The organism is Sandaracinobacteroides sp. A072, assembly GCF_052616365.1.
Map to the genome: position 1 here is coordinate 122,880 of NZ_JBQXGU010000002.1, position 25,032 is coordinate 147,911.

The 25,032-nt window shown below is 66.3% G+C and carries 25 protein-coding genes; 14 read left to right on the forward strand and 11 right to left on the reverse strand.

From position 1 onward, the window contains the following. Positions 1 to 105: 105 nt before the first annotated feature. Together ACUJ46_RS06595 and phaR are read right to left on the reverse strand one after the other, a co-directional pair. Positions 106 to 1,524 carry an FAD-binding oxidoreductase gene (locus ACUJ46_RS06595; RefSeq protein ID WP_445389672.1) on the reverse strand — a complete coding sequence of 473 codons (1,419 nt, stop codon included), beginning with the start codon at positions 1,522 to 1,524 and terminating at the stop codon, positions 106 to 108. After that, positions 1,521 to 2,135 (reverse strand): polyhydroxyalkanoate synthesis repressor PhaR, encoded by a 615-nt coding sequence (gene phaR / locus ACUJ46_RS06600; RefSeq protein WP_445389673.1) that lies wholly within the window; start codon positions 2,133 to 2,135, stop codon positions 1,521 to 1,523. The genes ACUJ46_RS06595 and phaR overlap by 4 nt, the downstream gene beginning before the upstream one ends. Positions 2,136 to 2,403: 268 nt before the next feature. Here phaR and ACUJ46_RS06605 point away from each other — a divergent pair, with 268 nt between their 5' ends. Together ACUJ46_RS06605 and ACUJ46_RS06610 are read left to right on the forward strand one after the other, a co-directional pair. Next, positions 2,404 to 3,375 (forward strand): alpha/beta hydrolase, encoded by a 972-nt coding sequence (locus ACUJ46_RS06605; protein ID WP_445389674.1) that lies wholly within the window; start codon positions 2,404 to 2,406, stop codon positions 3,373 to 3,375. Positions 3,376 to 3,478: 103 nt separating this feature from the next. Further along, positions 3,479 to 4,039 (forward strand): hypothetical protein, encoded by a 561-nt coding sequence (locus ACUJ46_RS06610; protein WP_445389675.1) that lies wholly within the window; start codon positions 3,479 to 3,481, stop codon positions 4,037 to 4,039. A gap of 46 nt (positions 4,040 to 4,085) precedes the next feature. On the opposite strand, the gene ACUJ46_RS06615 is transcribed toward ACUJ46_RS06610, so the two are convergent. Further along, the gene (locus ACUJ46_RS06615) at positions 4,086 to 4,733 is read right to left on the reverse strand and encodes a glutathione S-transferase family protein (RefSeq protein WP_445389676.1); all 648 of its coding nucleotides are present in this window, start codon (positions 4,731 to 4,733) and stop codon (positions 4,086 to 4,088) included. 269 nt (positions 4,734 to 5,002) lie between these two features. Here ACUJ46_RS06615 and ACUJ46_RS06620 point away from each other — a divergent pair, with 269 nt between their 5' ends. The 5 genes from ACUJ46_RS06620 to ACUJ46_RS06640 all read left to right on the forward strand — a co-directional run bounded on the left by ACUJ46_RS06620 (position 5,003) and on the right by ACUJ46_RS06640 (position 9,034). Further along, positions 5,003 to 5,512: a GNAT family N-acetyltransferase gene (locus tag ACUJ46_RS06620; protein WP_445389677.1), complete on the forward strand. Its 510-nt coding sequence runs from the start codon at positions 5,003 to 5,005 to the stop codon at positions 5,510 to 5,512. Positions 5,513 to 5,544: 32 nt separating this feature from the next. After that, complete coding sequence (locus ACUJ46_RS06625) at positions 5,545 to 6,147, forward strand: DUF1285 domain-containing protein (protein ID WP_445389678.1); 603 nt, start codon at positions 5,545 to 5,547, stop codon at positions 6,145 to 6,147. After that, on the forward strand, positions 6,131 to 6,724 hold the full coding sequence (locus ACUJ46_RS06630; protein ID WP_445389679.1) for a CoA pyrophosphatase: 594 nt from the start codon (positions 6,131 to 6,133) through the stop codon (positions 6,722 to 6,724). Before ACUJ46_RS06625 ends, ACUJ46_RS06630 begins: the two co-directional genes overlap by 17 nt. 10 nt (positions 6,725 to 6,734) lie before the next feature. Then, the gene (locus tag ACUJ46_RS06635; protein WP_445389680.1) at positions 6,735 to 7,931 is read left to right on the forward strand and encodes a CCA tRNA nucleotidyltransferase; all 1,197 of its coding nucleotides are present in this window, start codon (positions 6,735 to 6,737) and stop codon (positions 7,929 to 7,931) included. 86 nt (positions 7,932 to 8,017) lie between these two features. Further along, positions 8,018 to 9,034, forward strand: coding sequence for an LLM class flavin-dependent oxidoreductase (locus ACUJ46_RS06640; RefSeq protein ID WP_445389681.1), 1,017 nt, complete (start codon positions 8,018 to 8,020; stop codon positions 9,032 to 9,034). Between the two features lie 10 nt (positions 9,035 to 9,044). Here ACUJ46_RS06640 and ACUJ46_RS06645 read toward each other — a convergent pair whose 3' ends face one another. Then, complete coding sequence (locus ACUJ46_RS06645) at positions 9,045 to 9,338, reverse strand: hypothetical protein (RefSeq protein ID WP_445389682.1); 294 nt, start codon at positions 9,336 to 9,338, stop codon at positions 9,045 to 9,047. Between the two features lie 47 nt (positions 9,339 to 9,385). After that, complete coding sequence (gene bchO / locus ACUJ46_RS06650) at positions 9,386 to 10,288, reverse strand: alpha/beta fold hydrolase BchO (protein WP_445389683.1); 903 nt, start codon at positions 10,286 to 10,288, stop codon at positions 9,386 to 9,388. Positions 10,289 to 10,517: 229 nt separating this feature from the next. On the opposite strand from bchO, the gene ACUJ46_RS06655 reads away from it, so the two are divergent. Beyond that, positions 10,518 to 11,006, forward strand: coding sequence for a TspO/MBR family protein (locus ACUJ46_RS06655; RefSeq protein ID WP_445389684.1), 489 nt, complete (start codon positions 10,518 to 10,520; stop codon positions 11,004 to 11,006). A 51-nt stretch (positions 11,007 to 11,057) separates the two neighbouring features. On the opposite strand, the gene ACUJ46_RS06660 is transcribed toward ACUJ46_RS06655, so the two are convergent. Further along, entirely contained in the window at positions 11,058 to 11,675 is a 618-nt protein-coding gene (locus tag ACUJ46_RS06660) for a c-type cytochrome (protein ID WP_445389685.1), read from the reverse strand. Between the two features lie 199 nt (positions 11,676 to 11,874). Here ACUJ46_RS06660 and ACUJ46_RS06665 point away from each other — a divergent pair, with 199 nt between their 5' ends. Genes ACUJ46_RS06665 through ACUJ46_RS06680 form a run of 4 tightly spaced genes read left to right on the forward strand, consistent with a single transcriptional unit; the run spans position 11,875 to position 15,084 of the window. Beyond that, positions 11,875 to 12,510, forward strand: a complete 636-nt coding sequence (locus ACUJ46_RS06665; protein ID WP_445389686.1) for an ABC transporter ATP-binding protein — start codon at positions 11,875 to 11,877, stop codon at positions 12,508 to 12,510. Beyond that, on the forward strand, positions 12,510 to 13,766 hold the full coding sequence (locus ACUJ46_RS06670; RefSeq protein ID WP_445389687.1) for an ABC transporter permease: 1,257 nt from the start codon (positions 12,510 to 12,512) through the stop codon (positions 13,764 to 13,766). Before ACUJ46_RS06665 ends, ACUJ46_RS06670 begins: the two co-directional genes overlap by 1 nt. After that, on the forward strand, positions 13,763 to 14,254 hold the full coding sequence (locus ACUJ46_RS06675) for a DUF3299 domain-containing protein (protein WP_445389688.1): 492 nt from the start codon (positions 13,763 to 13,765) through the stop codon (positions 14,252 to 14,254). Before ACUJ46_RS06670 ends, ACUJ46_RS06675 begins: the two co-directional genes overlap by 4 nt. 53 nt (positions 14,255 to 14,307) lie before the next feature. Beyond that, positions 14,308 to 15,084, forward strand: coding sequence for an enoyl-CoA hydratase/isomerase family protein (locus ACUJ46_RS06680; RefSeq protein WP_445389689.1), 777 nt, complete (start codon positions 14,308 to 14,310; stop codon positions 15,082 to 15,084). Between the two features lie 54 nt (positions 15,085 to 15,138). On the opposite strand, the gene ACUJ46_RS06685 is transcribed toward ACUJ46_RS06680, so the two are convergent. Continuing rightward, positions 15,139 to 15,741, reverse strand: a complete 603-nt coding sequence (locus ACUJ46_RS06685; protein ID WP_445389690.1) for a DUF937 domain-containing protein — start codon at positions 15,739 to 15,741, stop codon at positions 15,139 to 15,141. 199 nt (positions 15,742 to 15,940) lie between these two features. On the opposite strand from ACUJ46_RS06685, the gene ACUJ46_RS06690 reads away from it, so the two are divergent. Together ACUJ46_RS06690 and ACUJ46_RS06695 are read left to right on the forward strand one after the other, a co-directional pair. After that, positions 15,941 to 16,705, forward strand: a complete 765-nt coding sequence (locus tag ACUJ46_RS06690; protein ID WP_445389691.1) for a helix-turn-helix transcriptional regulator — start codon at positions 15,941 to 15,943, stop codon at positions 16,703 to 16,705. Positions 16,706 to 16,785: 80 nt separating this feature from the next. Next, a complete protein-coding gene (locus ACUJ46_RS06695) occupies positions 16,786 to 17,943 on the forward strand; it encodes an acyl-CoA dehydrogenase family protein (protein ID WP_445389692.1) in 1,158 nt (385 codons plus the stop codon). 195 nt (positions 17,944 to 18,138) lie between these two features. Here the strand turns inward: ACUJ46_RS06695 and ACUJ46_RS06700 are convergent, their stop codons facing one another. From ACUJ46_RS06700 to ACUJ46_RS06715, 4 genes are all read right to left on the reverse strand, one after another. After that, positions 18,139 to 19,182, reverse strand: coding sequence for an acyl-CoA dehydrogenase family protein (locus ACUJ46_RS06700; RefSeq protein WP_445389693.1), 1,044 nt, complete (start codon positions 19,180 to 19,182; stop codon positions 18,139 to 18,141). Positions 19,183 to 19,224: 42 nt separating this feature from the next. Then, positions 19,225 to 20,796: a fatty acid--CoA ligase gene (locus tag ACUJ46_RS06705; RefSeq protein WP_445389694.1), complete on the reverse strand. Its 1,572-nt coding sequence runs from the start codon at positions 20,794 to 20,796 to the stop codon at positions 19,225 to 19,227. 33 nt (positions 20,797 to 20,829) lie between these two features. Then, the gene (locus ACUJ46_RS06710; protein ID WP_445389695.1) at positions 20,830 to 22,497 is read right to left on the reverse strand and encodes a flavin-containing monooxygenase; all 1,668 of its coding nucleotides are present in this window, start codon (positions 22,495 to 22,497) and stop codon (positions 20,830 to 20,832) included. Positions 22,498 to 22,580: 83 nt separating this feature from the next. Then, complete coding sequence (locus tag ACUJ46_RS06715) at positions 22,581 to 25,022, reverse strand: TonB-dependent receptor (protein ID WP_445389696.1); 2,442 nt, start codon at positions 25,020 to 25,022, stop codon at positions 22,581 to 22,583. Positions 25,023 to 25,032: the final 10 nt, after the last annotated feature.

The following is a 25,032-nucleotide window of genomic DNA, read 5'->3' on the forward strand; positions in this document are numbered from 1 at the left end:
GATAGCCCCCGTCAGCTGGCCCAGGCCAACTTCCGGAAACCGGATCGGCCGGGGGTCTAGCGCGGGGCCGTGCCGCGCGCAAGCAAGGCCCGCAGGCCTTTGCTTTCAGGAAAGAAGCTTGCCGGGGTTCATCAATCCCGCCGGGTCGAGCGCGGCCTTCACGGCGCGCATCGCCTTCAGGCGGGCGGGCTGGCCCAGACGGGCAAGTTCGGCTGCCTTCAATGTGCCGATGCCATGCTCTGCCGAGATGGAGCCATTGTGAGAGGCGATGAGATCATGCAGGGCGCGCCGGGCGGTTTCACCATGGGCTACAAGCCATGGCCCGGGCGCCTCGCCCGGGGGCGGCCTCAGGTTCCAGTGCAGATTGCCATCGCCCAGATGACCGAAGACCAGCGGGCGGCTTCCGGGAAGGATGCGCGCGAAAAGCTCGGTCGCCGCCTCGTGGAAGGCGGGCACGTCGGACACGGCGACCGAGACATCATTCTTGACCGCCCCGCCCTCCTGCTTTTCGGCGATGGGAATGTCTTCGCGCAGGCGCCACAGGGCCTCGGCCCGGGAAACGCTGGTGGCCACGGTCGCATCGAGGATTTCGCCTGCCGCATGGGCTTCGGAAAGCAGGGTTTCCAGCAGATCGGCCGGGCCTTCGAGATCGATCAGCACGTTCATGGGGTGCCGGTCTGCCAGGGGCTGGCGGGCGCCGGCGATCCTTTCGAGCACCAGATCGAGCGCTTCGGCCGAAATCAGCTCGAAGCTTTCCACCCGCTCGCCGGCCGCGCGCCGCAGCCTTGCAAGAAGCGCCAGAGCGGCCGACGCACCCGTTACGCCTGCCCATGCAGTTGCCCGGGCCGAAAGCGGCGGGGCCAGCTTCAGGGCCACGCGGGTGACGACGCCGAGCGTACCTTCCGCCCCGATCAGCAATTGCTTGAGATCATAGCCCGTATTGTCCTTGCGAAGCGCCGTCAGCTGGTCGAGCCGGCTGCCATCGGGCAGCACGGCTTCAAGGCCGAGAACGAGCGCGCGCATCGTGCCATGCCGCAGCACCTGAACGCCACCGGCATTGGTGGATACCAGCCCGCCGATGGTGGCGCTGCCGCGAGAGCCGAGGGAGAGCGGAAAGCGGCAGCCAGCGGCCTCTGCTGCGGCATGCACATCGGCCAGGATGGCGCCAGCCTCCACCACCATGCTGAGGCCCGCCGGATCCGTGGACAGCACCCGGTTCATCCGCCTGAGCGACAGGATGGCAACCGGGCCTGCCGGTTCGGGCTCGGGCACGCTGCCGCCAACAAGGCCGGTGTTGCCGCCCTGCGGCACCAGCGCAATTCCAGCCTCGCCGCAGGTGCGGACGATGCGTTCGACATCGGATGTCGACCGTGGCAGCAGCAGCGCATCGGCATGGCCCGTCTTCTGGCCGCGCCAGTCGGTCAGGTGCGGGGCAAGATCCCCGGGCGCGGTGCGGACGAGATCCGCGCCCAGCGCTTCCACCAGTGCATTGGCTACCGGCGCATTGACAACCGGCGCGCTCACTCCTTGACGAACCGGTCGATCTTCGCCTGCAGCGCCTTCAGTTCGGCCTTCAGGGCCTGCACCTCGTCATCCGTGGCAGGCGTGGCAGGCGTGGCCGCTTCGTCGGGGCGCTTCGCCGGTTCGGCGCTTTCCCCGGCCTGCGACTTCGGCGCGCCACCCGACCACATGTCGGTCGCCGCCTTCATCATGGCCATATTCTGCCGGGCCAGCGCCTCGAACGGGTTCGACCCGCCCGCCATCATGCCCATCATGGTGGAACGAACCTGTTCCTGGTTGCGCCGGAAGGCTTCCATAGAGGCTTCGAGATAATGCGGCACCATCGCCTGCATCTGGTCGCCGTACATGGAAATCAGCTGGCGCAGGAAATTGACCGGCAGAAGCGTGGCGCCGCGGTTTTCCTCTTCTACGATGATCTGGGTCAGCACGCTGTGGGTAATGTCGTCGCCGCTGCGCGCGTCCACAACCTTGAAGTCGCGCCCGGCCCGCGTCATGTGCGAAAGATGCTCGAGCGTGATGTAGCTGGAGCTTTCGGTGTCATAGAGGCGCCGGTTGGCGTATTTCTTGATGATGACCGGCTTGCGCTCATCATCGGTGGCCCTGGTGCTTGCCATCCGAATGTCCGTCCGTTCTGCTCGCCCCTTCGGCAATGGCTTGATAACCGGGCCACGACCATCGGGATTATGTTGTCTTCAGGATTTAGCATGCGCAGCATGAGCCGGCAATTCCATGGCTTCCCCCGGAAATTCCAGAAGGCCACGCCGAATGGATGAACAACCAGGCCAGGCACCGCAATCATTCCCGGTTTCGGGGCGCGGCCCGCACCCCCTGCCCCTTTTCCTGTCTCTCGCCTTACGTGTCGTTGGCCATGACAGGGCGCGCATGGCCAATCTTCTCGAGGGGTTGCGTCGCTATCAGTCGGCCCCCCTGCCGCCGCCCATGCCCGGGCCCGCTGTCGTCGCAAGCCGCGGCGGGGTGCGGCTGCTCGACTTCGGCGGCCCGGCCGGTGGCAGGATGCTTGTGTTCGTGCCTTCGCTCATCAACGCCCCTGCCGTCCTCGATCTGGCGCCGGGGCGATCGCTGGTGCGGCACATGGCCGAAGCAGGCTTTCGCACCTTCATGGTTGATTGGGGGCCGACCGGCCCTGCCGAGCGGCGCCTGGGGCTGGCGGGCCTTGTCTCGGCGCGGCTGTTGCCGCTTCTGCGTGGCCTTGATGGCCGGCTTTCCCTCATCGGCTATTGCCTCGGCGGCACGCTGGCGATGGCGGCGGCCTGCCATCTGGGGCCAAGGCTCGAAAGGCTCGCCCTGCTGGCGACGCCCTGGCATTTCTCGGGCTATTCGGATGATGCGCGAAAGGCCGCCCTTTCGACATGGCAGGCGATCCGTCCGCTTGGCCGGACATTGGGGGCCGTGCCCGTTTCACTTTTGAATCCACTGTTCTGGAGCCTTGATGAAGCCGGCGTCATCGCCAAGTTCGAAGCCCTTGCCCGCCGACCCGAAGGCGATCCGCACAGTTCATGGTTCGCCGCCGTCGAGGACTGGGCAAACAGCGGCGCGCCGCTTTCCCTGGCATCGGCGCGCGACCTTTTCGATCATGGCTATGCGCAGGACCGGACCGGGCGCGGCCTGTGGCGCGTGGGTGGCAGGATCATCACGCCGGATTGCATATCGGCTCCCATTCTCGACCTCGGCGCCACACGGGATCATCTGGTGCCAGCCCCGGCGCGCCCCCATGCCCATGATGCGCGCATCAGGCGGATCGATGTCGCGGCGGGCCATGTCGGCATGGTGGTTGGAAGCCGGGCGCCCGATGAAACATGGGCGGCGCTTTCAAACTGGCTTCGCACGGGCTAGAGACTGCGCCGCCAGCGCGCTCGGAAACGAGAGCGCCGGCGGACAGGCAAGGGAGCAGCAGACAATGGCGGCGGGCGAATCGGCAGCGGACTCGGCGGCGGGAATGCCGCGCGCTCGCGCGCTGCGGCCACAGGCCCCCGCTGAAGGCGAAACCGTGCTCTGGCAGGGACGCCCGGCCATGGCGGGGCGCCGGCTGATCGAACTGCTCGGCTTTCTCATTCTCCTCGGGCTTCTCACCTGGCTTGCCATGGAACTCATCCGCCCGCATTTCGCGGGTTCGGGCTTTGCCGGCACGCCGGATGCCAGCGCCCTTCCGCTGATACTGGCGATGGTGGTGGGCATGATGCTCATCATCGCCCTGCCCGTCTGGCTGCGTTCGAGTGCGCGGGCGCGGGCGCGCTACATGCTCACCAACCGCCGCGCGCTGATCTGGCTGGGCGACAGGATCGTCGGCGAGGCCATGCTTTTCGGCGCGCAGATGGAGGCCGGGCCGGCGGAAGTGGCCTTCACCACGCCCCATGTCTGGCTGGACTGGCGGCTCCGCGATGAAGGCATCGACCGAATCCGCTTCGAGCAGACAGAAGATGCCATGAAGGTAGCAGCAATCGCCGAAGACCATGGCGCACGCTGGATCAACCGCCCGGAAGACGGCGCAGCCGGCTGAAGACCATCTGCCCGGCCCGGCCTTGCTGCCCCGGGCGGCCTGCTCCTCAGGCCGCGGCCGAGGGGCGTGCCTTGATGCGGGCATGATAGGCCGTGACGTTCGGATGATCCGGCCCGGCCCTCAGGCCGACCCATTTCGCGAAATCAAGGCAGATGAAGGCCGTGATGTCGGCGACCGTGAAACGCCCCGCTGCCAGCCATTCACGTGTCGCCAGCGCTTCTTCCAGCCTGTCGAGCCACTGGCGGCCAAGCAGCTGCCCGCGTTCGGCAAGGGCCGGGATGGCGGGGGTTTCCGGCCCGCTTCCGGGCGCCCCCCTGCTGGCATAGGCCGGCGCGCTGTTGCGGAAGGCGGCGGCAATGTTGAACATGCCGTCAAACTCCATGCGCCGCTGCCATTGCTCGATCTCGCCGATTTCGAAGGCGTCCCGGCCGAAGAGATTGGGCTCGGGGCGGAGGGCCTCGACATAGCGGCAGATGGCGATGGATTCATCCAGCACCCGCCCGTCTGCCAGCACCAGCGTCGGCACCACACCACGCGGGTTGACGGCCAGATATTCTGGCGAAAGATTGGCGCCCGCCTGGATGTCCACCTCCACCAGCGGAACCGCCAGCCCCTTTTCAGCCAGGAACATCCGCACCCGGCGCGGATTCGGGGCCATCTTCATGTCGTAAAGACGCATGTCATCAAGTCGCATCGGCTCTTTCCTTCCCTCCGGGCTGACAGTATAGGCCCCATCCCATGCGGCACAGCCTCTTTTTCATGGCCCCTCCTTGCGCGGGCCGGCCCATGGGCCGCGCGCCGGCGTTGCGACGCGGCTGACCGCCGCGCGCCCGGCTTCGTTCCGGGATGCGCGGCGGGCGGGTGGCTGGCGGCCATCCGGCGGGAGTACGGCTCCCCTCTTCCCCCTGCACATCCCCGATGGCTTCCCGAAAGGGAGCGCCCCGCAAGCGCCAAGGAACGACCGTGGAGATCCTGCCCCGCACCGCCGCCGATCCCGATGAACTCGAGCAACTGCTCGATCTCTGCTTCGGGCCCGGCCGCCAGCGCCGCACTGCTTCGCTTCTGCGCCGGGGTGCGCCGCTCATTCCCGAAGCCAGCTTCATCGCCATGGACGACGGCTGCCTCGTCGGCAGCGTGGAAAGCCACCGGCTGGTCTGGCAGCAGGGTAGGACAGCCAGGCCGGTGGCGCTTCTTGGCCCGCTGGTCAGCCACCCCGGGCGCCGGGGCGAACAAATCGGCGTGAAGCTGATGGACAAGGCCATGGCCGCGCTGGACCAGCTGGGGCTGCCTGTCATGCTGATCGGAGACGCGCCCTATTACGGGCGCTGGGGCTTTTCGGCGGCCGCCACCGGCCAGTGGCTGCTGCCCGGCCCGGTCGACCGTGACCGCCTGCTTCTGCGCGCGCGGGATGCCACACTCTATGCCGGCCATGCCGTTCTGCTCCCGCCGGACCAGTCCTGCCACGCAGCTTGACCTCTGCGGCACGCAGGCCCATTTCCTGAAGCATGGAATCGACAGCGGAACCCATCTGGCCTGCCGCCCTCGATCTGTCGGGCGCGAGCCTGGCCGACATTGTGAAGGCAGTGGCCGAAAAGCGGCTGCCGCCCGTGGAAAAGTGGAACCCGACCCACTGCGGCCACAGCGACATGCGGATCGCGGCCGACGGCACATGGTTCCACCAGGGCACGCCGATCGGCCGCATGGCCATGGTGAAGCTTTTCTCGACCATCCTGCGCCGGGAGCCGGATGGCCGCCATGTGCTGGTGACACCGGTCGAGAAACTCGACATCGACGTCGAGGATGCGCCCTTCCTTGCCGTGGAGGCCACAAGCGAGGGTGAAGGCCGCGACCGCCGCATTGCCTTCCGCCTGCTGACGGATGACATAGTGATCGCCGGCCCGGATCATCCGTTGCGGCTCGAAACCGCGCCGGACGGCACGCCCCGGCCCTATCTTCATGTGCGTGGACCGCGCGACAGACCGCTGGAGGCTCTGGTCAATCGCCCCGTCTTCTACCAGCTCGCCGACATGGCACTGGCCGAGCAGGAAGCGCATGACGGGCCACTGGGGCTGTGGAGCGAAGGGGTTTTCTTTGCCTTCGCTGATTGAAAAGATCCGAACCAACCTGTCCCTGCCCTCGGCGCCCGTGATCGAGGGCGACAGCCATGTCGCGGATTTCGCACCGCCCGATGCCACGGGCCTTGTTCCCGCAGCCGTCCTTATCCCGGTGGTCGACAGGCCCGATCCGGGCCTGATCCTCACTACGCGCACCGCCAATCTGCGCAGCCATGCCGGACAGGTGGCCTTTCCCGGCGGCCGGATCGATGCCGGAGACGAAAGCCCCGTTGCCGCTGCCCTGCGCGAGGCACGCGAGGAAATCGGCCTGCAGCCCGAAGCCGTCAGCATTCTCGGCATGTCCAACCCCTATCGCACCGGCTCGGGCTATCATGTGCAGCCCGTTGTCGGCACCATCGCGCCCGGTCTCCGCTTCCAGCCCAACCCGCACGAGGTGGCCGATCTGTTCGAAGTGCCGCTGTCCTTCGTGCTCGACCCGCGCAACCATGAAGCGCATGAAGTGGACTGGCATGGCCAGCGCCGGCGCTATTATGTCATCCAGTGGCAGGGCCGGAAGATCTGGGGCGTCACGGCCGGCATGCTGGTGAACCTCGCTGCCCGCCTTTCATGACCAGCCCTTCATGACGCACATCTCACCCGAACTCTGGCTCGGCAGGCCGGGCATGCCGGCGTTGCTGGAAAGCCTTGGCGCCGCACGCGGGGACAGCCGCATCGTCGGCGGCGCCGTGCGGGACTGGCTGCTGGACCTCGAAGTTTCCGACATCGACATCGCGACCCGGCTGTCGCCGCCGCAGGTGATGGATGCGCTTGAAAAGGCGGGCATCCGCGCCGTGCCGACAGGCCTTGCCCATGGCACGGTCACAGCCGTCAGCCATGGCGCCCATTACGAGATCACGACGCTCAGGCGCGATGTCGAAACGGATGGGCGGCATGCCCGTGTCGCCTTCACCGATGACTGGCGCGCCGATGCCGAGCGGCGGGATTTCACCATCAACGCGCTATATGCCCACCCGTTCGACGGCACGATCCTCGATTTCTTCGGTGGCGTCACGGATCTCGGGCAGCATCTCGTCCGCTTCATCGGGGAACCGCTGCGCCGCATTGCCGAGGATCATCTGCGGATCCTGCGATTCTTCCGTTTCACGGCGCGCTATGCCGAAAGCCCGGACCCGGAGGGCCTGGCCGCCTGCGCCGCCCGCGCCAACGACCTGATGGCCCTCTCGCGTGAGCGAATCCGGGATGAACTGCTGAAGCTTCTGCACCTGCCGGATCCCGCGCCTACCGTCGGGGTGATGCTGGATCATGCGATCCTGAAGCCGGTGCTGCCCGAAATCACTGCCGATGCGCTTCCCCGGCTTGTGGCGCTGGCTTCGGCCGAGCGTGCGGCCGGCGTTCCGGCCGATGGTCTGCGCCGGCTTGCCGCGCTGCTTCCCCACGGACCGGAACCGGCCGGGCAGATCGGCGCGCGGCTGAAGCTTTCCAATGCGCAGAAGCTGCGGTTGCAGCTGGCCTGCACGCCCACCCCGGTGCCGGAAGACCCGCGCGCCCTTGCCTATGCCATCGGCGGGCAGGCCGCGATCGACCGGCTGCTGCTGACAGGCGATGGCCGCGCCCGCCATTGGGCGGCGCAGCTTGCCGGTTGGACAAGGCCACGCATGCCGGTTTCGGGCAAGGATCTCATCGCCATGGGCCTGCCGCCGGGGCCGCAGGTTTCGCGAAGGCTGGCTGAAGTCGAGGCGCGGTGGATTGCCGCGGGCTTCCCTGATAGCCGCGAAAAGACCGCAGCCATCGCGCGCGCGGTGATGGGGCTGCGCTGAGCGCAAGGCCGGGCATTGGCCCGCGCCCTTGGCCACTGGCCTGATGATGGGCTTGTGAAGACTGAAAGCCGGCCCATAATCAGCCCATGTTTTCCCTTTCCGTCCTTGATCAGTCACCCATTCCCGCCGGCGGCACCGGCGGCCAGTCGCTCCGCAACAGCCTGGAGCTTGCGGCCCTGAGCGACGAACTTGGCTACCGGCGCTTCTGGATGGCGGAGCATCATGCGACGCCCTCGCTCGCATCCGCCTCGCCGGAGCTGATGCTGTCGGCCATTGGCCGCGAAACACGGCGGATCAGGATTGGCACGGGTGGCGTGATGCTGCCGCATTATTCGCCCTATAAGGTGGCGGAAGGCTTCTCGATGCTTGCGGGCCTGTTTCCCGATCGAATCGACCTGGGGCTTGGCCGCGCCCCGGGCTCTGACCAGCTGACAGCCTTCGCGCTCCAGCAGGATCGCCGGGCCCGCGCGCCCAATGCCTTTCCCGAGCAGGTGGCGGAACTTATCGGCCATTATGATGGCACGCTACCGGCCGATCATCCTTTCCGGCACCTGTCTTCCATGCTTCCGGGCGGGGCGGAAAAGCCGGAAATCTGGATACTCGGGTCAAGCGCCGACAGCGCGCATCTGGCGGGCGCCATGGGCCTTCCCTATTGCATCGCCGATTTCATTGCCGGCGAAAGCCCGGAACTGGCGGACCGCTATCGCGCCGCCTTCACGCCATCCGGCAGGCTGGCCGAACCGCTGGTGATGGTGGCCTGCTGGGCCATTGCCGCCGACGACGCGGAAAAGGCGCACTGGCTCTATGGCCCCTCCCGCATGATGTTCGCCCACATGATGATGGGAAAGCTGATCCCCGTCCCCCATGCCGATGATGCCGCACGCTGGCTGGCCGCAAACCAAGTGCCGACGCCGCCGGGCCGCGCGCCCATATTGGGCGATGCTGGCCAGTGCCGCGCCGGCATCGAGCGCAAGGCCGCCCTTTATGGTGCATCCGAAGTGATGCTGGTGAACATCCTGCACGACCATGCGGCAAGGCTGGACAGCTACCGGCTGATCGCGCGGGCCATGATGGCGGCAAGCGAAGCGGCAGAGGCGACATGATGCGCCCGGCCTAGGCGCCGGGGCGGGCGCCGCGCCTGTTCTGGCGCACCATCACCACATCGTCCACGGCAAAGGCATGCGTAAATTCGCCCGCCCGCGTCGCCGCCTCGGCGATTCCGCCACCGATCCGGATGGCCAGCGCGCCGGTCACCTGCAGGCCTGAGCCGAGATGGATATCCAGGGATTCGGCCCGCCCCGAGGCAAGCGCCGTCCAGCCGATGGCCAGAAGCGATTCACCCGTGGCCTGCGCCCGCGCATCCTGCCCGGCGCTCGGGCGGAACCGGTCATGGCCGGAAAGATCCATCCTGCTCCCCCTTCCGTACCGATGGAAACGGCCGGAAGGCCCAGGCTTTAACCGGCGGCGCGCTTTTGCTGCGGCAGCAGGCTGGCCTCATGGGCCGCGCCGATGATCTTGCCGGCAATCACGGCGGGCGCTTCCTCGTGCGGCAGATGGCCCAGCCCGCCCAGCTGCATGGCGCGCCCAAGGGGAATCCGGGCGGCGGCGGCATCGGCATGGTGGGGCGGTACGGCCCTGTCACGGGCGCCGTGCAGAAGAAGGACAGGCATGCCGAGGCGGGGCAGATCCCTATCGAGGCGGTCGAGATCCCAGTCCGCCATCATGCCGAGGACGGAAGCCATGTGCGGGTGGGCGCGCATGAGCCTGCCATAATGTCGCGCTCCCTCCGCATCGATGGAGGAACCGGTGGCCTGGGCGATGAGGCCGCGCATGTCGCCCGCCAGCGCCGCCGACATGGACATCATGTGGGACGCGAAGGGGTTGAGGCTGAAAAGCCGGGCGGCGGCAGGGCCGAAAAGGGACATCGGACCGGCAAAGGGCTGAAGCGCCGCTCCGAGGCCGACGATAAGCCCCGGCACTGCATGATCGTCCAGCGCCAGGCGCGCGCCGATGGCGGCGCCCGCCGAATGGCCGACGACGGCGTCGGGCCTGAGGCCCAGCGCATCGAGAAGACCGGCCACCGCGCGGGCGATACCCTGCATCGACATGTCCTGCCCCGGGCTGCTGAAGCCCTGGCCCGGAAGATCGGGGGCAAGAAGCGTGAAATGCCGGCCGAGAAGCGGCCAGAGATGCCGCCAGCTGTGGGTTGCCGCCCCGGTTCCGTGCAGCAGCAGCAGCAGGGGGCCAGCGCCTTCCATCTGCACATGCCAGCGTATGCCACCCGCCTCGACAAAGCGGCTCGCGTGGCGCTGCGGCCAGTTCCGGCCGTCGCGCTCCCAGACAAGCCCCGCGCTCATGCGCCTTTCCCCGCCCAGCCAGCCCGGAAAGAGGCGCAGGGATGATTGTGACGGCTGGCGAAGGGGGTGATATGTCGAGGCATCATCGCCTGCCTTAGCACCCATCGGGCCGGGGAAGAAGCATGGCGGCACGGGCGGATCCCTGCGCCTCCCGCCATGTTCATGCTAAGGACATATCCGGGCAAGATATTTCCAGCAACATGGGTAACCGGCCAGGAGAGAAGCCCCTATGCAGAAACGACCCTTCCCCGTGCTGACCGTGGCCTTCGCGACGCTTGGCGCTGCCTTTGTCGCCGGCGTCGGCGGCTCGCTCACCCAGCTTGGGCCATGGTATCGCGCCCTTGAGCAGCCAGGCTGGGCGCCGCCCGATGCCGCCTTCCCCATCGTGTGGACAACGATCCTCGCCCTGTGGGCGCTGTCGGCCATCGTGACCTTCCCGAAGGTTCGAACGCCCGATGCATGGCGCAGGCTCCTTGGCCTGCACATGCTGAGCGGTGGCCTCAACATCGGGTGGAGCCTGCTGTTCTTCCGGCTGCATCGGCCGGACTGGGCCTTTGCCGAACTGCTGGTCCTGTGGGTGGTGCTGCTGGCGCTGATGCTCGAAAGCAGAAAGCACGCGCGCCTCGCGCCCTGGCTTCTGCTGCCCTATATCGCCTGGGTCAGTTTTGCCGGGCTTCTGAACTATCGAATCGTGGCGCTGAACGGCCCCTTCGGCTGAGCAGCCGGCCCGGGCGGCGATGCCTGCCCGGGCCTTGCCGTTCCCTCAGGCTCAGATCTGACCGTTGACCTTCAGAAAGGCGATGAGATCCGCGCGCTTCTGCGGATCCTTCAGGCCGGCATAGGCCATGGTGGTGCCGGGAACCATCTTCCGCGGGTTTTCGAGATAGGTGAACAGGGTTTCCTCGCTCCAGACGAGGTGGCTGTTCTTGTTGGCCGGGGAATAGCGGAAGCCTTCCACCGTGCCGGCCTCGCGGCCGATGAGGTCATGCAGCGACGGACCGACACGATTCTTGCCGGCTTCCAGCGTATGGCAGGACTGGCACTGGATGAAGACGACGCGGCCCTTGGCGGCATCGCCGGTGTAGTTCGCAAAACCGGAACCGGTGCTGGCCGGAACGACGGCGGCAGCGGCAGGCGCAGCAGCGGCGGTTTCAGCGGCAGGCGCAGCCGCCGCTGCGGCTTCGGAAGGTGTATCCGCCGCAGGCGCCGCAGCGGCATCTGCTGCCGGCGCTGCCTCGGGGGCGGCTTCGGGCATGGTCGCGTCAGCGGCTTCGGCGGAGGCTTCCGGCGCCACGGCCTCGTCCTGTGCCACGGGCGACGGGCCGCAGGCTGCAAGAAGCGCCAGCGACGCAACGGTTCCGAACATCAACAGACGACTGTAGTGCATGCGATCCTGCCTTTCCGATATATCCTGCCCGTCACCGGGCGCGGAATGGCCATTACACCCCGAAATGCCCTTGCGGCAATGCGACAGCTTTGCGGCGTCAAGCGACCACGGATCAAAAGCAACGTTCTGGCGACACCGGCCCTCGCAGTAGCCAGCTTTCCCCCTTGCCCCGGTAGCGTGCAGGCAGCATGCAGCGGCAATGACGGCCCTGCTCGAAATCAGCAATCTCGGCTTCTCGCGCGGGGGGCGGCAGATCCTGTCCGGGCTCGACATGCGCGTGGACGTGGGGGAGCATCTCCTGCTGCTGGGCGCATCGGGCAGTGGCAAGACCAGCCTTCTGAACCTCGTCGCCGGGCTTCTCACCCCGGATGAAGGCAGCATCCGCATTGCCGGCACCGACATGCCCCGCCAGCCTGCCGCGCGGGACGCGCTGCGGCGCCGTCACATCGGCATCATCTTCCAGACGCTCCGGCTCGTGTCCGCCCTCAGCCTGCGCGGCAATCTGCAGCTTGCCGCCCGCCTCGCCGGACGCCCGGCCGATGACATCCCCGCCCTTCTCGACCGCCTGGGCATTGCCCACCGCGCCGATGCCCTGCCCAGGCAACTGAGCCATGGCGAGGCCCAGCGCGCAGCCATCGCCCGCGCGCTCATCGCACGCCCGGCCCTGCTGCTGGCCGACGAGCCGACATCCGCCCTCGATGACGGCAATGCCCGTGAAGCCGCCCGCCTGCTGCTGGACATGGCCGAAAGCCATGGCAGCACGCTCCTCATCGCCACGCATGACAGCCGGCTGAAGCCTTTTTTCGCCCGCACGCTTGCACTGGGGGCCGCCTGATGCCGTCGCTTGCCCTGGCCTATCTGCGCGAACGCGGGGCCGTCACCCTGTTCAGCATGCTGCTGATCGCACTGGGGGTGGCGACGCTGGCAATCCTGCTGCTTGTCTCGACCCGCATCGAGGAACGGTTCGCCAGCGATTCCCGCGGTATCGACCTCGTCGTCGGGGCCAAGGGCTCGCCGCTGCAACTGGTGCTGTCATCCGTCTATCACATCGATACGCCCACCGGAAACATACCTGCCGAAAGCCTTGCCCTCCTGCGCTCAGACCCGTTCGTGTCGTGGGCCGTTCCCCTTGCCCTGGGCGACAGCTTCCGGGGCATGCGGATCGTTGGAACGGACCCCGGCTTTCTGGACATCCACGGCGCGCAGATCGCACAGGGCCGGATGTTCGTGGCGGATGGCGAAGCCGTGATCGGCGCGGAAGCGGCGCGCCGAACGGGTCTTGCGCCCGGCATCCGCTTTGCGGGGTCGCACGGGCTGGGCGGCGACGGCCACGCCCATGAAGCGCGCCCCATCAGCGTGACAGGCGTGCTTGCCCCCACAGGCACCGTCACCGACAGGCTGATCCTCACCAGCATCGGCACCATCTGGGCCATGCATGGCATCGCCCCGCCCACCGGGCAGCCAGACCATGGGAACGTGGCGCACGCCCATGACCATGGGGACACCCCGGTCCTCGAACGGCGCGAAGGCCCGGCGCCCGACATCACGGCTGTCCTCGTCAGCTACCGTTCGGCGATTGCGGCCGTTCGCCTGCCGGCGGCCATCAACCGGCAGACAGCCCTACAGGCGGCAAGCCCCGCCACGGAAACCGCCCGCCTTCTCACCCTGTTCGGCTCGGCCCTCGATGGCGCACGGCTGTTCGCCTGGCTGGTGGCGGTCACAGGGGCGCTGTCGGTCTTCGTGATCCTGCTGTCGGCGGCGCGCGGCCGCGAAGGCGACATGGCGCTCCTCAGGGTAATGGGGGCAAGCCGGATGCAGGCGGCGGGAACCATCCTTCTGGAAGGGCTTGCGATCGCCCTTGCCGGGGCCATCATGGGGCTGGCCGGCGCCCATGGCCTGCTGTGGCTGGCGGCGCGGGCCTTTCCCACCCTTGCCGCCGTCGGCATCGGCCCCGGCATAGTCCACCCCGGCGAGCTGGCGATCCTTGTCGCGGTAATCGGCCTTGGCGTGCTGGCGGCAGCCTTCCCGGCCATCCGCGTCTACCGCGCGGACTTGGCAGAAACGCTCGCACGGGCCACAGGGGGGGCATGATACGCGCGCTCGCCCTTTCCGCCCTGGCGCTCGTGGCGCTAGCCGCCCCGGCCATGGCGCAGACGCGCCCGGCACAGCCCGCCATCGATGATGTCTGGCAGCCAGCGGCAACGCCCAGGGGCGGCGTCAGCTGGAAACTGCTTGAATCCACCCGCGAAGTCAGCCGCCGCGGCAAGGATGGGCATATCCGCTCCCGGCCCCTGTTCCCGGCAGCGGTGCTCGCGCTCGATGGCCGCCGGGTGAAGGTGGCCGGTTACATGATGCCGCTGGAAAATGCCTCGCGGCAACGGCATTTCGTGCTGATGGCCTATCCGCCGGGATGCCCGTTCCACACCCATGCCATGCCCTACCAGTTCATCGAGGTGCTGGCCGACACGCCCTTCCCGGTGGAAATCGAACAGGCAACCGTGGTGGAAGGCATATTGGAACTGAGCGGCCGTGACGAAAGCGGCGTCTTCTACAAGCTGAAGTCAGCCCGGCCCGGCTGACGGCCATTTCCATCACAAACCGCGTTTATTAACTATAACAGGAGGTGCCCGTCATGGACCTTGCCAAGCTCGAGATCAGGGATTCGATCGCCATCCTCACCCTTGCAAGGCCCGATGCCGGCAATGCCCTCAACCGGGCCCTGGTCGACAGTTTCGCCAGTCAGGCGGAACGCATCGCGGCAAGCGGCGTCCGCGCCATCCTGCTGCGCGCCGAAGGCCGGGCCTTTTGCGTCGGCGGGGACATTCGCGAATTCGCCGCAGCCGAAGACAGGGCGACATTCATCGGCAATCTTGCCGAACGGCTGCATCAGGGCCTCCGGCACCTGACGGGACAACCCGCGCCCATCGTGGTTGCTGTCCATGGCGCGGCGGCCGGCGCCGGGCTCAGCCTGGCGGCAGCGGGCGACATCGTGATCGCGGCCCGCTCGGCCAGTTTTTCCATGGCCTATACGGGCATCGGCCTTTCCCCCGATGGCGGCGCCACCTGGACCCTGCCACGCCTGATCGGCCTGCGCCGCGCACAGGAAATGGCGCTGACCAACCGGCGGCTCGATGCCGCGGAAGCGCAGGACTGGGGCCTTGTTACCCGGGTGGTGGATGATGAAGCGCTGACAGAGGAAGCTCTCGCCATGGCCCGGACACTCGCCGCCGGGCCGACCATGGCCTATGGCCGAATCCGTCGGCAACTTGCCGAAACCGAAGCGAACAGCTTCGAAGACCAGCTTGATATCGAAAGAAGCGACATCGCGGCATCCATGGCCACGAAAGACGCGCAGGAAGGGGTCGATGCCTTCATCGCGCGCCGCAAGCCGCACTTCACGGGCGGCTGAAGGGACAGGCGAAACCGCCCCCTTCAGCCATTTCCCGGACAAGCGGCCTCAGGCTTAGCGCCCAAGCCTTGAAGCCATGCCCAATATATCGTCGAGCGGGTTTCCATCGCCGTCGAAATCGAGAAGCGAGGCAAGCCCGCCTGCAGGCCCGGCCTGGGAGGGCGCGGTTTTGCCGCCCCCCATGATGCCGCCAAGAACCTGCCCCACCATGCCGCCCAGTCCACCGGATTGCGGGGCTGCCTGCGCCGCACCCGCCTTCTGGCTTGCCAGATAGCCCGTCACGGCCATGGCGAGCATCGGCAGCATCTTCTTCAGCAGGTTGCTGTCGATGCCGCTTGTCTGCGATGCCTGGCCTGCAACGGCCCGGCTCACATCCTTCGAACCGAAGATCTGGCCGAGGATGTCATTGCCCGGCTGAACTGGCGTGGGCGACGCCCCGGTGACCGCATCGAGCAGGGATCCGCCGCCCTGCCCCGCAAGCTGTCCGATCAGGCCCTCCAGCCCGCCCGGCGCCGGCTGCGCCTGCTTCCTGAAACCGCCGAGAATGGCCGGGAGAAGCGCTGCGGCCCCGGCCTGCGCGGTGGCGCCATCGACCCCGAGTTCACGCGCCATGGAATCAAGCGCACCCGCCTGTTTCAGAATGTCGGCAATGTTCATCATCATCTCCCTGGCAAAAACGCCTGACCCGCAAACTACCGGTGGGCATGGATGTTCAATGTTACACGCCATATGCCATTCACCCAAATGCTCGCGTCCCGCAGGGGCAGAAGCGCCGCTGACCGGCTGCAAATATCCTCTGCCTTGGCAACAGCGCCCAACTGCCGCATGAGAATGTTTCGCAAGGGGGAAACGGGGATTGGAACAGGAAAGGAAGCAGGCGATCCTGACCGCGGACAGCCTCTGGGAAGACGTAATGCGCCTGGCAGGCGAGGTGCGCGAAGCCGGGGCCGCGCTGGGCCTTCCCCATGTCGCGGCGCAAAGCGATCTCGGCGACCCGGAGCCCATGCGCGACCGCGAGGGCACGCCCTTCGCCGCCGGCTTCTTCACATGGATCGACAGCAATGCCGCCTACTGGCGCAACCGCAAGCTGGCGCTGGAATCCCCTTTCCTGCACGCAGCCCGGCTGCTTTCCGAGCCGATATGCTACCATGGCGACCGGCTGGAGACATGGCGGCGGACAAGGTTGCTTGAAGATGTGGTGGTGGATGACATCGTGAAGAATGACGGCATTGGCGCAGCCTTCATCGCGCCTGTTCACATGCCGCTCGGCCAGGTGGGCGCAGTGGTCTGGGCGTCGGAAGAGCGGATCGACATGAAAGGGCTTTTCGAAGCCCATGCCGATCGCCTGCTTGCGCTTGCCATCCGCTTCCTCGCCACCCACGCAGAGGCGAGCCGGCGTCGGGTGCAGCCCGCGCGGCTCGATGCGCTGACCCGCCGTGAGGTCCAGTGCCTGCGCTGGGCGGCGGCGGGCAAGACCAATGCCGAAATCGGCATCATCCTGTCGCTCTCCGTCTCGACCGTCCGGTTCCACCTCAGGAACGCAGCCGAAAAGCTTGGCGCGACATCGCGCGCCCAGGCCATCCACATCGCCACCGGCCATGGCTTCGTCGGCAACCGCTGAAGGGCCAGGCGAGAAACCCCTGCCGCACCTGTCCGACCTGCCAGTTGGACACTGTGGCCGCAGCGTGCGATTTCTGTGCAATGGACGCCCTTCTCACCTCCGAAGACCGCGCCTTCCGTGAGGAAGTCCGCGCCTTTCTCGCCGAAAAGCTGACCCCGGAACTGGCCCGCGCCGCGCGCCGGTCCACCAGCGTGTTCCACCATCCCGACGTGTCGCAGCCCTGGCAGAAAATCCTGCACGAAAAGGGCTGGGTCGCGCCTGACTGGCCGGTCCAGTTCGGCGGCACGGGCTGGTCCGACATGCAGCGCTACATATTCGCCCGCGAATGCGCGCTCGCCAACGCGCCGAGCCTGGCGCCGCAGGGCCTCAAGATGGTTGCGCCGGTGATCATGCATTATGGCACGCCGGAGCAGCAGGCCTATTATCTACCACGCATCCTGTCCGGCGAGGATTACTGGTGCCAGGGCTTTTCCGAGCCGGGCGCCGGTTCCGACCTTGCGTCCCTGAAACTGCGTGCGGACAGCGACGGTGACCATTATGTGCTGAACGGCTCCAAGATCTGGACCACGCACGCCCAGTTCGCCAACCGCATGTTCGCGCTTGTCCGCACTTCGAGCGAAGGCAAGCCGCAGGCCGGCATCACCTTCCTCCTGCTCGACATGGATACGCCCGGCCTGACGGTGAAGCCCATCTACACCATTCCGGGCGACCATGATTTCAACCAGGTCTTCTTCGACAATGTGCGTGTGCCCAAGGCCAACCGCCTCGGCGAGGAAAATGACGGCTGGTCGGTGGCGAAATATCTGCTCACCTTCGAGCGCGGCGGCAAATATTCGCCGGGCCTGACCGCCCATCTGTCCATGCTGAAGAAGGCCGCCGCCCGCACCGGCTGGGACCAGCTGCCCGGCAATGCGGAACGAATCGCAGCCGAGGAAATCGGCATCCAGGCGCTGATGGCGATGGAGATGAAATCCATGCGCGAACCGAGCCAGGGCCCGGCTGCCGCAACGCGCGCCTCGATGCTGAAGATTCTCGGCACGGAAGCCTCGCAGCGGCTCGATCTCCTCGCCCTCGACATTGCCGGCGGCGAAGCCGGGCTGGAAACGGAAGACGGGCTGGAAGATCTGCTGGCGACCGCCCTGCCCCGCTATCTCAACAACCGTGCGTCCAGTATCTATGCCGGCTCCAACGAAATCCAGCGCGATATCCTGGCGAAGGCCATCATCGACATGCGCTGACCTTTCCGGGACTTTCACGGCCCTCCGGATGAAGAGACCGCCCGCCTTCCAGGCCGGGCGGTTTTTTCATGCCGGAAATCTGTCAGGGCAAAACCTGTCAGGGCAAGGCAGAAAAAGACAAAGCCTCCGGCGCCTTGCGGCCCGGAGGCTTGTTCATTCCTTGCAGACTATGGCCCGGAAACGGGCCAGCGCGGCTCAGGCGGCGGCGTAGCGTCGCAGATGCGCGGCAGAGCCACCCGATGCCTGGATGAGCAGGCGGGCACGGCGGAAATAATTGCCGACGCGAAGCTCCTGCGTCACGCCCATGCCGCCATGGATCTGGACAGCCCCCTCGCCCACGATACGGGCCGCCTCGTCGCCCAGATGCTTGGCCGCGCTCACCATGCGGGCGCGGTCGGCAGCGTCCCCGCCAAGCGTTTCGAGCGCATTCTCGACCACGCCCTCGGCCCGGTCGAGCGCCATCTGCATGTCCACCATGCGGTGCCGCAGCACCTGAAAGGTGCCGATGGCGACACCGAATTGCTTGCGGGTGCGGGCATAATCCACCGTATCCGCCATCAGTGTCTGGCAAAGCCCGATGGCTTCGGCCGCCCGGCCGGCAACGATGGCATCGGTGGCCCACTGGATCAGGGCATCCGCCGCGTCAGCACCGGCAATCACAGGAGCCGAGGTGTCGGCGACCGCATCGAGCCGGATGTCGGCGGCGTCGCTTCCATCCACAAGGCGGCGGACGGTGCGCGTGACACCGGCTGCATCCGCCGCAACAAGGCGGATGGAAAGGCCATCGGCATCTTCGGCCGGAATGAGCAGATGCGTGGCGCCTGCAGCACCTGCCACCATCGCAAGTTCACCCGAAACCGTGCCACCGGCACCGGCGCGGAAGGCAGCGCCGGCAAAGGGAATGGCTGCCGCCAGCGCAAGCCGGGCCGCGCCCGAAGTCACCGACTGGAGCAGCGCCTTGGAACCGTTGGCGCGGGCAAGCAGCCCGGCAGCGGCCCAGTTCTCGATCCAGGGAACGACGACATGCGCCCGGCCAAGCGCCATCATGACGACACCGGCATCGATCGCACCACCGCCAAGGCCGCCCTTGTCCTCGGGAATGCCCAGGCCCATCAGGCCGAGGGTTTCCGCCATGTCGCGCCAGGGTGCATCACCCGCCGCGCCCGGCCCGTGCTTTTCAAGCAGCCGCGCCAGGGCATCGTTCAGCATCTGCTGTTCTTCGGTAAGCATCATGGCCATGGCGGTCTCTTTCTGTGGATTTTTAGTTGGTGCGCAGGGGCTTCAGTTCACGCGACGCTCGCGGCCTTCCCAATAAGGCTCGCGAAGCTGGCGGCGCAGGATCTTTCCCGAGGGGTTGCGCGGCAGTTCAGCGATGAAATCGATGGATTTCGGGCATTTGAAGCCCGCGATCTTCGAGCGCGCATGGGCGATGATCGAGTCGGCGTCCGGCTTGGCGCCGGGCTTCAGGACAACGCAGGCCTTGACGGCCTCGCCCCACTTCTCGTCCGGCACGCCGATCACGGCGACATCGGCGACATCCGGGTGACCGTAGATCGCGCTTTCCACCTCGGCCGGATAGACATTCTCGGCGCCGGTGATGATCATGTCCTTGATGCGGTCCTGGATGAAGAGATAGCCCTCTTCATCGAGCAGCCCGGCATCACCCGTGCGCAGCCAGCCATCGCCGATCAGCGTGCGGGCCGTGTCTTCCGGGCGGTTCCAGTAGCCCTTCATGACGGACGGGCCGCGAATGGCGACTTCACCCACGGTGTTGGGCGGCAGATCCTTGCCCTCTTCATCGAGGATGCGGATCTCGACTCCGGGAAGCGCCTTGCCGGCCGACGACATCACCCGCAGCCTGTCCGGCCCATGGTCCTCGGGTGGCAGGGCGACGACAGTGCCCCATGTCTCGGTCATGCCGTACATCTGCACGAAGCCGCACTTCAGAACCGAAATGCCCTGCTTCAACAGTTCAAGCGGGATCGGGCTGGCGCCATAGGACAAGGTCTTGATGGAGGAGAAATCCGTGTTGGCGGCACGCGGATGCTCCAGCAGGATCTTGATCGCGGCCGGCACGATGAACAGGCGGCGGATGCGATAATTCTCGATCGTGTCGAGCACCGCGCCCGGCTCGAACTCGGACAGGATGATCATTTCCTGCCCGGCATGCACCGCCAGCAGAGTGCCGCCCACACCGGCGATATGGCCATAGGGCATGGCGAGCATGATGCTCTCGCCCTTTTCCGAGTTCATCCAGGGCAGCTCGGCCTTCTGGAGAACGGCGCGGAAGCGGGTGCCATTGGCGTGGGTGAGCATGGCGCCCTTGGGGAAGCCGGTGGTGCCGGAGGTGTAGAGCTGGAGGACAACATCCTCGGGCACGACCTTGACCTGCGGTTCGCTGTCAGGGGCTGCGTCGCGCCAGGCTGCAAAGCGCGGCCAAGACGGGTTGCCGCCTTCCTCGCCCATCAGCACGATGGGCACACCCTTTTCGCCGGCATGGCGCACGCGATCGGCAAATTCCGGCTCCACGAAGATCATCGCGGCGCCGCAGTCATTGACGATATAGTCGATCTCAGGCTCGGCAAGCCGCCAGATGATCGGCACGAACACGACGCCGGCCTTGGCGGCACCCATCACCAGTTCGACGGCATGATCGCTGTTCTTGCCCAGATAGGCGATGCGCGCGTCCTTGCCGATTCCGGCGGCGATCAGCGCGTTCGCCACCTGGTTCGCATGGGCATTGAATTCACGGTAGGTCGATACCCTCTCGCGGAAGCGCAGGGCAACGGCATCGGGCTGGGTCCGCGCATGTTCGGAAAGCGCGCCACCAAAGGTGTCCATCACGTCAGTCATTCGTCCCTCCCCAGGGTCAGGTTCATCTCTCTCTTAGGAAGCCTTGGCCACCTGTTCCAAGCTGGCAGGCTCGTCAGTTACCGCATTTTCACGGACAAAGCCCGGATAGCCTTCCGCGGCCTCGCGATCGATGCGCTTCTTGTAGCCTTCACCCACATAGGGAAGGAAAACCCGCGGCTTGCCCGGGACATTGGCGCCCATGTACCAGGATGCAGCACGCGGAAAGAGCGTCTTTTCCGCTTCCGCGTTGCAATGGGCCACCCAGTCATCCTGCGCGTCGGGCCGTGCCTCGATCAGCATGACACCTTCGGCGCGCGCCCGGCTCAGGGCCTCGAAGATGAAGTCCACATGATGTTCGGCCGCCGTGATCACGTTCATCAGCACCGAGGGGCTGCCCGGCCCCGTGACGGTGAACATGTTGGGGAAACCGTTGATCGCCATGCCGAGGTAGGTGCCCGGGCCGGCTTTCCAGCGGTCGCGCAGACGCTCGCCGCCACGACCGCGGATGTCGATCCGGGTGAGAGCGCCCGTCATCGCGTCGAAGCCGAGGGCATAGACGATGATGTCGGCCTCGTGCACACCGGCCGAGGTCTTCACGCCCGTTTCCGTGATCTCGATGATCGGCGTTTCGTTCAGGTCGATCAGGTCGACATTGTCGCGATTATAGGTCTCGTAATAGTCGGTATCGACGCAGGCGCGCTTGGTGGCGATGGGGAAGCCGCGCGGCGTCAGCTTGTCGGCCAGCACCGGGTCCTTGACGATTTCGCGGATCTTGCCGCGCACGAAATCGGAAGCGGCGTCATTGATCCGCTCGCTGCGCGTCAGGTTCGGAATCTGCACCGTTGAAACAAGCCCGCCGCCATTCCACAGCAGTTGCACCAGTTGCTGCAGTTCATCGTCCGTCGGCTCCCAGTCGGCGGGGGGAAGCTCGATGCCGGGGTCTCCGCTCAGCAGCGCCTGGCGATAGGCCGGGAAGGCCTCGCGGAACATCTGCACTTCCTCGTCCGTCAGCGGGCAGTTGAGGGCCGGCAGACTGAAGTTGGGCGTGCGCTGGAACACCAGCACCTTTTCGGCATCCTTCGCGATCAGCGGGATCGACTGGATAGCGGACGAGCCGGTGCCGATGACGGCAACGCGCTTGCCCTTGAAATCCACCGGCTCATGCGGCCATTCGCCAGTGACGAGGCTGAGGCCTCTGAAGCGGTCGGAGCCGGGAAGATCCGCCCCGCGCGGAACGGAAAGGCAGCCGGTGGCCATCACCAGCCAGCGGGCGCGGAAGATTTGCCCCCTGTCTGTCTCGACGCGCCAGTCCCCGCTTGCCTCGTCGAAGGTCGCGGCCGTCACCACCGTGTCAAACTGGTAGGAGCGGCGCAGGTCGAAACGGTCAGCCACGAATTCCGCATAGGCGAGGATTTCCGGCTGGGTGGCGTATTTCTCGCTCCAGCGCCATTCGCGCTGCAGCTCTTCCGACCAGCTGTAGCAATACATCAGGCTTGGGATGTCGCAGCGGGCGCCCGGATAGCGGTTCCAGTACCAGGTGCCGCCAACATCGCCCGCGCGGTCGATGCCCTGCACGCTGAAGCCGGCCTCGCGCAGGCGGTGGATCATGTAGAGGCCGCCGAAGCCGGCGCCCACCACAAGCGCATCAACGCGCACTTCATCGGAATTGCGGGCCGTGCCCGCGACGTTGCTGCCTGTCATCCCTGTCTCTCCCCGGACATGATTTCAGCTGACATGAAAAAGGGCCCGGCGCCATTCGCATGGCGCCGGGCCCCTTGCACCCATCAGAAGCGGAAGGTTCCCGTGAGACCCATGGTGCGGGTCCGGCCCGGGAAACGGACCACCGTGTTGGCGTTCGACGTCGCGGCGCTCCAGTAGTAGCGGTCGAACAGGTTGCGGGCCCAGAAGTTCACGGCCCAGCTTGCGTCATCGGCACGCAGGCCGATGCTGGCGTTCACCAGAGCATAGGCCGGGATGCGATACCCTTCCAGATCCTCGAAGATGGTGTTCGAGCTGCTCTGATGGCGCACGTTACCCATGGCCGTGAAGTTGATGCCCTCGGTCAGCGGCACATCGACAAGGGCAGTCACCGTGCCCTGGAACTTCGGGCTGTAGATGAAGCCTGCGCCGTCGAAATTCTGGGTCTGGCCGGCGGCGTTGGTGCCGATATAGCCATTGATCTTCGTTTCCAGCCACAGCGCCGTCGCCGAGACCGTCAGGCCGTCGATCAGCTGCGCGGTCACATCGGCTTCGAAGCCATAGGCATGGCTGTCGGGCACGTTGTCGAGGCGCGACAGGGCCGTGTAGATCGGATCCGCGAAGTAGGTGCTGATCTGCTTGTCGCTATAGTCGTAGTAGAAGAAGGCGGCGTTGGTCTGGACGCGACGATCCAGCAGCGAAAGCTTGGTGCCGACTTCATAGGCGGTCAGCTTTTCCTGTGTCACCGGCGCATTCTGCTCGGCCTTGCTGGCCGCGTTCACCGGCGTCGCGCCCGACTTGAAGCCGCGCGAGACCGACGCATAGAGAAGCGCCGTATCGTTGGGCTGCCAGTTCATCGCAAGGCGCCAGGCGACATTGTTTTCATCAAGCGTCGACTGGACGGCGCCGAAGCTGCCGTTTTCCACGCTGAAGGTGTTGCACTGGTTGGCTTCGATCGGGTCGGCGAGAACGCCATAGACCTGGAAGAAGAGCGCCCGGTTGAAGACGTTGACGTTGGGCAGCATGCTGCCGTTGATATCGCGCGAGCAGCCCGTGTAGCGCTGGAGATCCTCGGTGTAACGGACGCCGGCGGTTGCCTTCAGGGTCGGCGTCAGCTCGACGTCGGCGTTGGCGAAGACGCTCCAGGTCTTGGTCTTGAAGTTCCCGATATCCTCATACTGGCGGAAGGCATAGCCGAGGTCATCAAGCGTGTAGCCGCCGGTGTTGAACGGCGTGTTCAGAAGGCCGGCCGCTCCGGCGCGGACCAGCGCGACGTTGGCGTTGTCACCCAGCTGGGTCTTGTTGCTGTCGACAATGGTATCGACAGCATAATAGCCACCGACGAGCCAGTTCACGGGGCCGTTTTCACCCTCGAAGCGGGCTTCCTGGGCGAAGGATTCGATCTTGCCCGCAGCATCCTGCGCCAGAATGTTGTAGGGCGCGCCCGACCAGTCGAACACGGCGTCGCGGCGAAATTCATTGTAGCCGGTAAGCGCGACGAAACGCGTCGTATCACCGATTTCCTGCTCGATACGCAGCTTCAGGCCAAGGAACCAATTGTCTTCCTGAAGCGGACCCTTGATGCCCTGCGTGACGCCGATGTCCTGTTCGCGACCGGCGCGGGGCTGCCAGTCCGCCTGGTTGCCGCGGGTCGGGACATTGTTGGCGATATATTCGGGAAGGCCCGGCGCGTTGAAGAAGCTGGCCGAATTGCCGGAACCGGGCGTCGATGCCGGGGTGAAGCCGATGCCTTGGGCCGCGACGGTGTCGGACTTGTTGATCCAGTAGGTCGCAGAGGCATCGATGTTGGTTGTGTCGGTCGGCTGGAAGGCAAGCGAGCCGCGCAGACCATACTTGGAAACCTTGCCGAGCTTCTGGCCGGTCGTGTTGCTCTTCTGCCAGCCTTCGCTGCTGGTATCGGCGCGGAACGCCAGGCGGACCTGCAGGCGATCGGCGAGCGGGCCGGTGATGTAGCCGCCGACATTCACCGTCTCATAGTCGCCCAGTTCGAGCGTGACCATGCCCTCGACGACGTCCTTGGGCTTGCCGGTGACGAAGTTGATGAGGCCGGCGGTGGTGTTGCGACCATAGAGCGTGCCCTGCGGCCCCTTCAGAACCTCGACGCGCTCGATGTCGATCATCGGGCCGGTGTTCATGATCGGATAGGCGTAGGCGACTTCATCGGTGTAGGTGCCGACAGTGGAGGTGGCCGACAGGTTGATCGTGTTGAAGCCGATGCCGCGCATCGTGTAGGTCGGCACACCCTGATAGCTCTGGTTGACCCCGAAGCTCGGAACCATCGCCGTGAGGTCCTTGACGTCGGTGACGCGCATTGCCTCGAGGCTTTCGGAGCCGAAGGCCTGGATCGACATCGGAACGTCGTTGATCGATTCCGCGCGGCGCTGCGCCGTGACGACAATGTCACCGATTCCGACCTGGGCATCCTGGGCGAAAGCGGCAGGCGCGGACGTGAGCGCGATGGTGGACGCACCAAGCGCCAGAATGGCGCGTGCAGACGAAATCGACATGTAACCTCCC

What these genes read in the sequence shown, in the direction of transcription:
- ACUJ46_RS06695 (WP_445389692.1), top strand. Translation starts at nt 16,786, where the DNA reads ATGGACGCCCTTCTCACCTCCGAAGACCGCGCCTTCCGTGAGGAAGTC.
- ACUJ46_RS06680 (WP_445389689.1), top strand. Translation starts at nt 14,308, where the DNA reads ATGGACCTTGCCAAGCTCGAGATCAGGGATTCGATCGCCATCCTCACC.
- ACUJ46_RS06670 (WP_445389687.1), top strand. Translation starts at nt 12,510, where the DNA reads ATGCCGTCGCTTGCCCTGGCCTATCTGCGCGAACGCGGGGCCGTCACC.
- bchO (WP_445389683.1), bottom strand. Translation starts at nt 10,288, where the DNA reads ATGAGCGCGGGGCTTGTCTGGGAGCGCGACGGCCGGAACTGGCCGCAG.
- ACUJ46_RS06640 (WP_445389681.1), top strand. Translation starts at nt 8,018, where the DNA reads ATGTTTTCCCTTTCCGTCCTTGATCAGTCACCCATTCCCGCCGGCGGC.
- ACUJ46_RS06665 (WP_445389686.1), top strand. Translation starts at nt 11,875, where the DNA reads ATGACGGCCCTGCTCGAAATCAGCAATCTCGGCTTCTCGCGCGGGGGG.
- ACUJ46_RS06635 (WP_445389680.1), top strand. Translation starts at nt 6,735, where the DNA reads ATGACGCACATCTCACCCGAACTCTGGCTCGGCAGGCCGGGCATGCCG.
- ACUJ46_RS06710 (WP_445389695.1), bottom strand. Translation starts at nt 22,497, where the DNA reads ATGACAGGCAGCAACGTCGCGGGCACGGCCCGCAATTCCGATGAAGTG.
- ACUJ46_RS06705 (WP_445389694.1), bottom strand. Translation starts at nt 20,796, where the DNA reads ATGACTGACGTGATGGACACCTTTGGTGGCGCGCTTTCCGAACATGCG.
- ACUJ46_RS06645 (WP_445389682.1), bottom strand. Translation starts at nt 9,338, where the DNA reads ATGGATCTTTCCGGCCATGACCGGTTCCGCCCGAGCGCCGGGCAGGAT.
- ACUJ46_RS06625 (WP_445389678.1), top strand. Translation starts at nt 5,545, where the DNA reads ATGGAATCGACAGCGGAACCCATCTGGCCTGCCGCCCTCGATCTGTCG.
- phaR (WP_445389673.1), bottom strand. Translation starts at nt 2,135, where the DNA reads ATGGCAAGCACCAGGGCCACCGATGATGAGCGCAAGCCGGTCATCATC.
- ACUJ46_RS06615 (WP_445389676.1), bottom strand. Translation starts at nt 4,733, where the DNA reads ATGCGACTTGATGACATGCGTCTTTACGACATGAAGATGGCCCCGAAT.
- ACUJ46_RS06660 (WP_445389685.1), bottom strand. Translation starts at nt 11,675, where the DNA reads ATGCACTACAGTCGTCTGTTGATGTTCGGAACCGTTGCGTCGCTGGCG.
- ACUJ46_RS06605 (WP_445389674.1), top strand. Translation starts at nt 2,404, where the DNA reads ATGGCCAATCTTCTCGAGGGGTTGCGTCGCTATCAGTCGGCCCCCCTG.
- ACUJ46_RS06715 (WP_445389696.1), bottom strand. Translation starts at nt 25,022, where the DNA reads ATGTCGATTTCGTCTGCACGCGCCATTCTGGCGCTTGGTGCGTCCACC.
- ACUJ46_RS06685 (WP_445389690.1), bottom strand. Translation starts at nt 15,741, where the DNA reads ATGAACATTGCCGACATTCTGAAACAGGCGGGTGCGCTTGATTCCATG.
- ACUJ46_RS06610 (WP_445389675.1), top strand. Translation starts at nt 3,479, where the DNA reads ATGCCGCGCGCTCGCGCGCTGCGGCCACAGGCCCCCGCTGAAGGCGAA.
- ACUJ46_RS06655 (WP_445389684.1), top strand. Translation starts at nt 10,518, where the DNA reads ATGCAGAAACGACCCTTCCCCGTGCTGACCGTGGCCTTCGCGACGCTT.
- ACUJ46_RS06675 (WP_445389688.1), top strand. Translation starts at nt 13,763, where the DNA reads ATGATACGCGCGCTCGCCCTTTCCGCCCTGGCGCTCGTGGCGCTAGCC.
- ACUJ46_RS06700 (WP_445389693.1), bottom strand. Translation starts at nt 19,182, where the DNA reads ATGGCCATGATGCTTACCGAAGAACAGCAGATGCTGAACGATGCCCTG.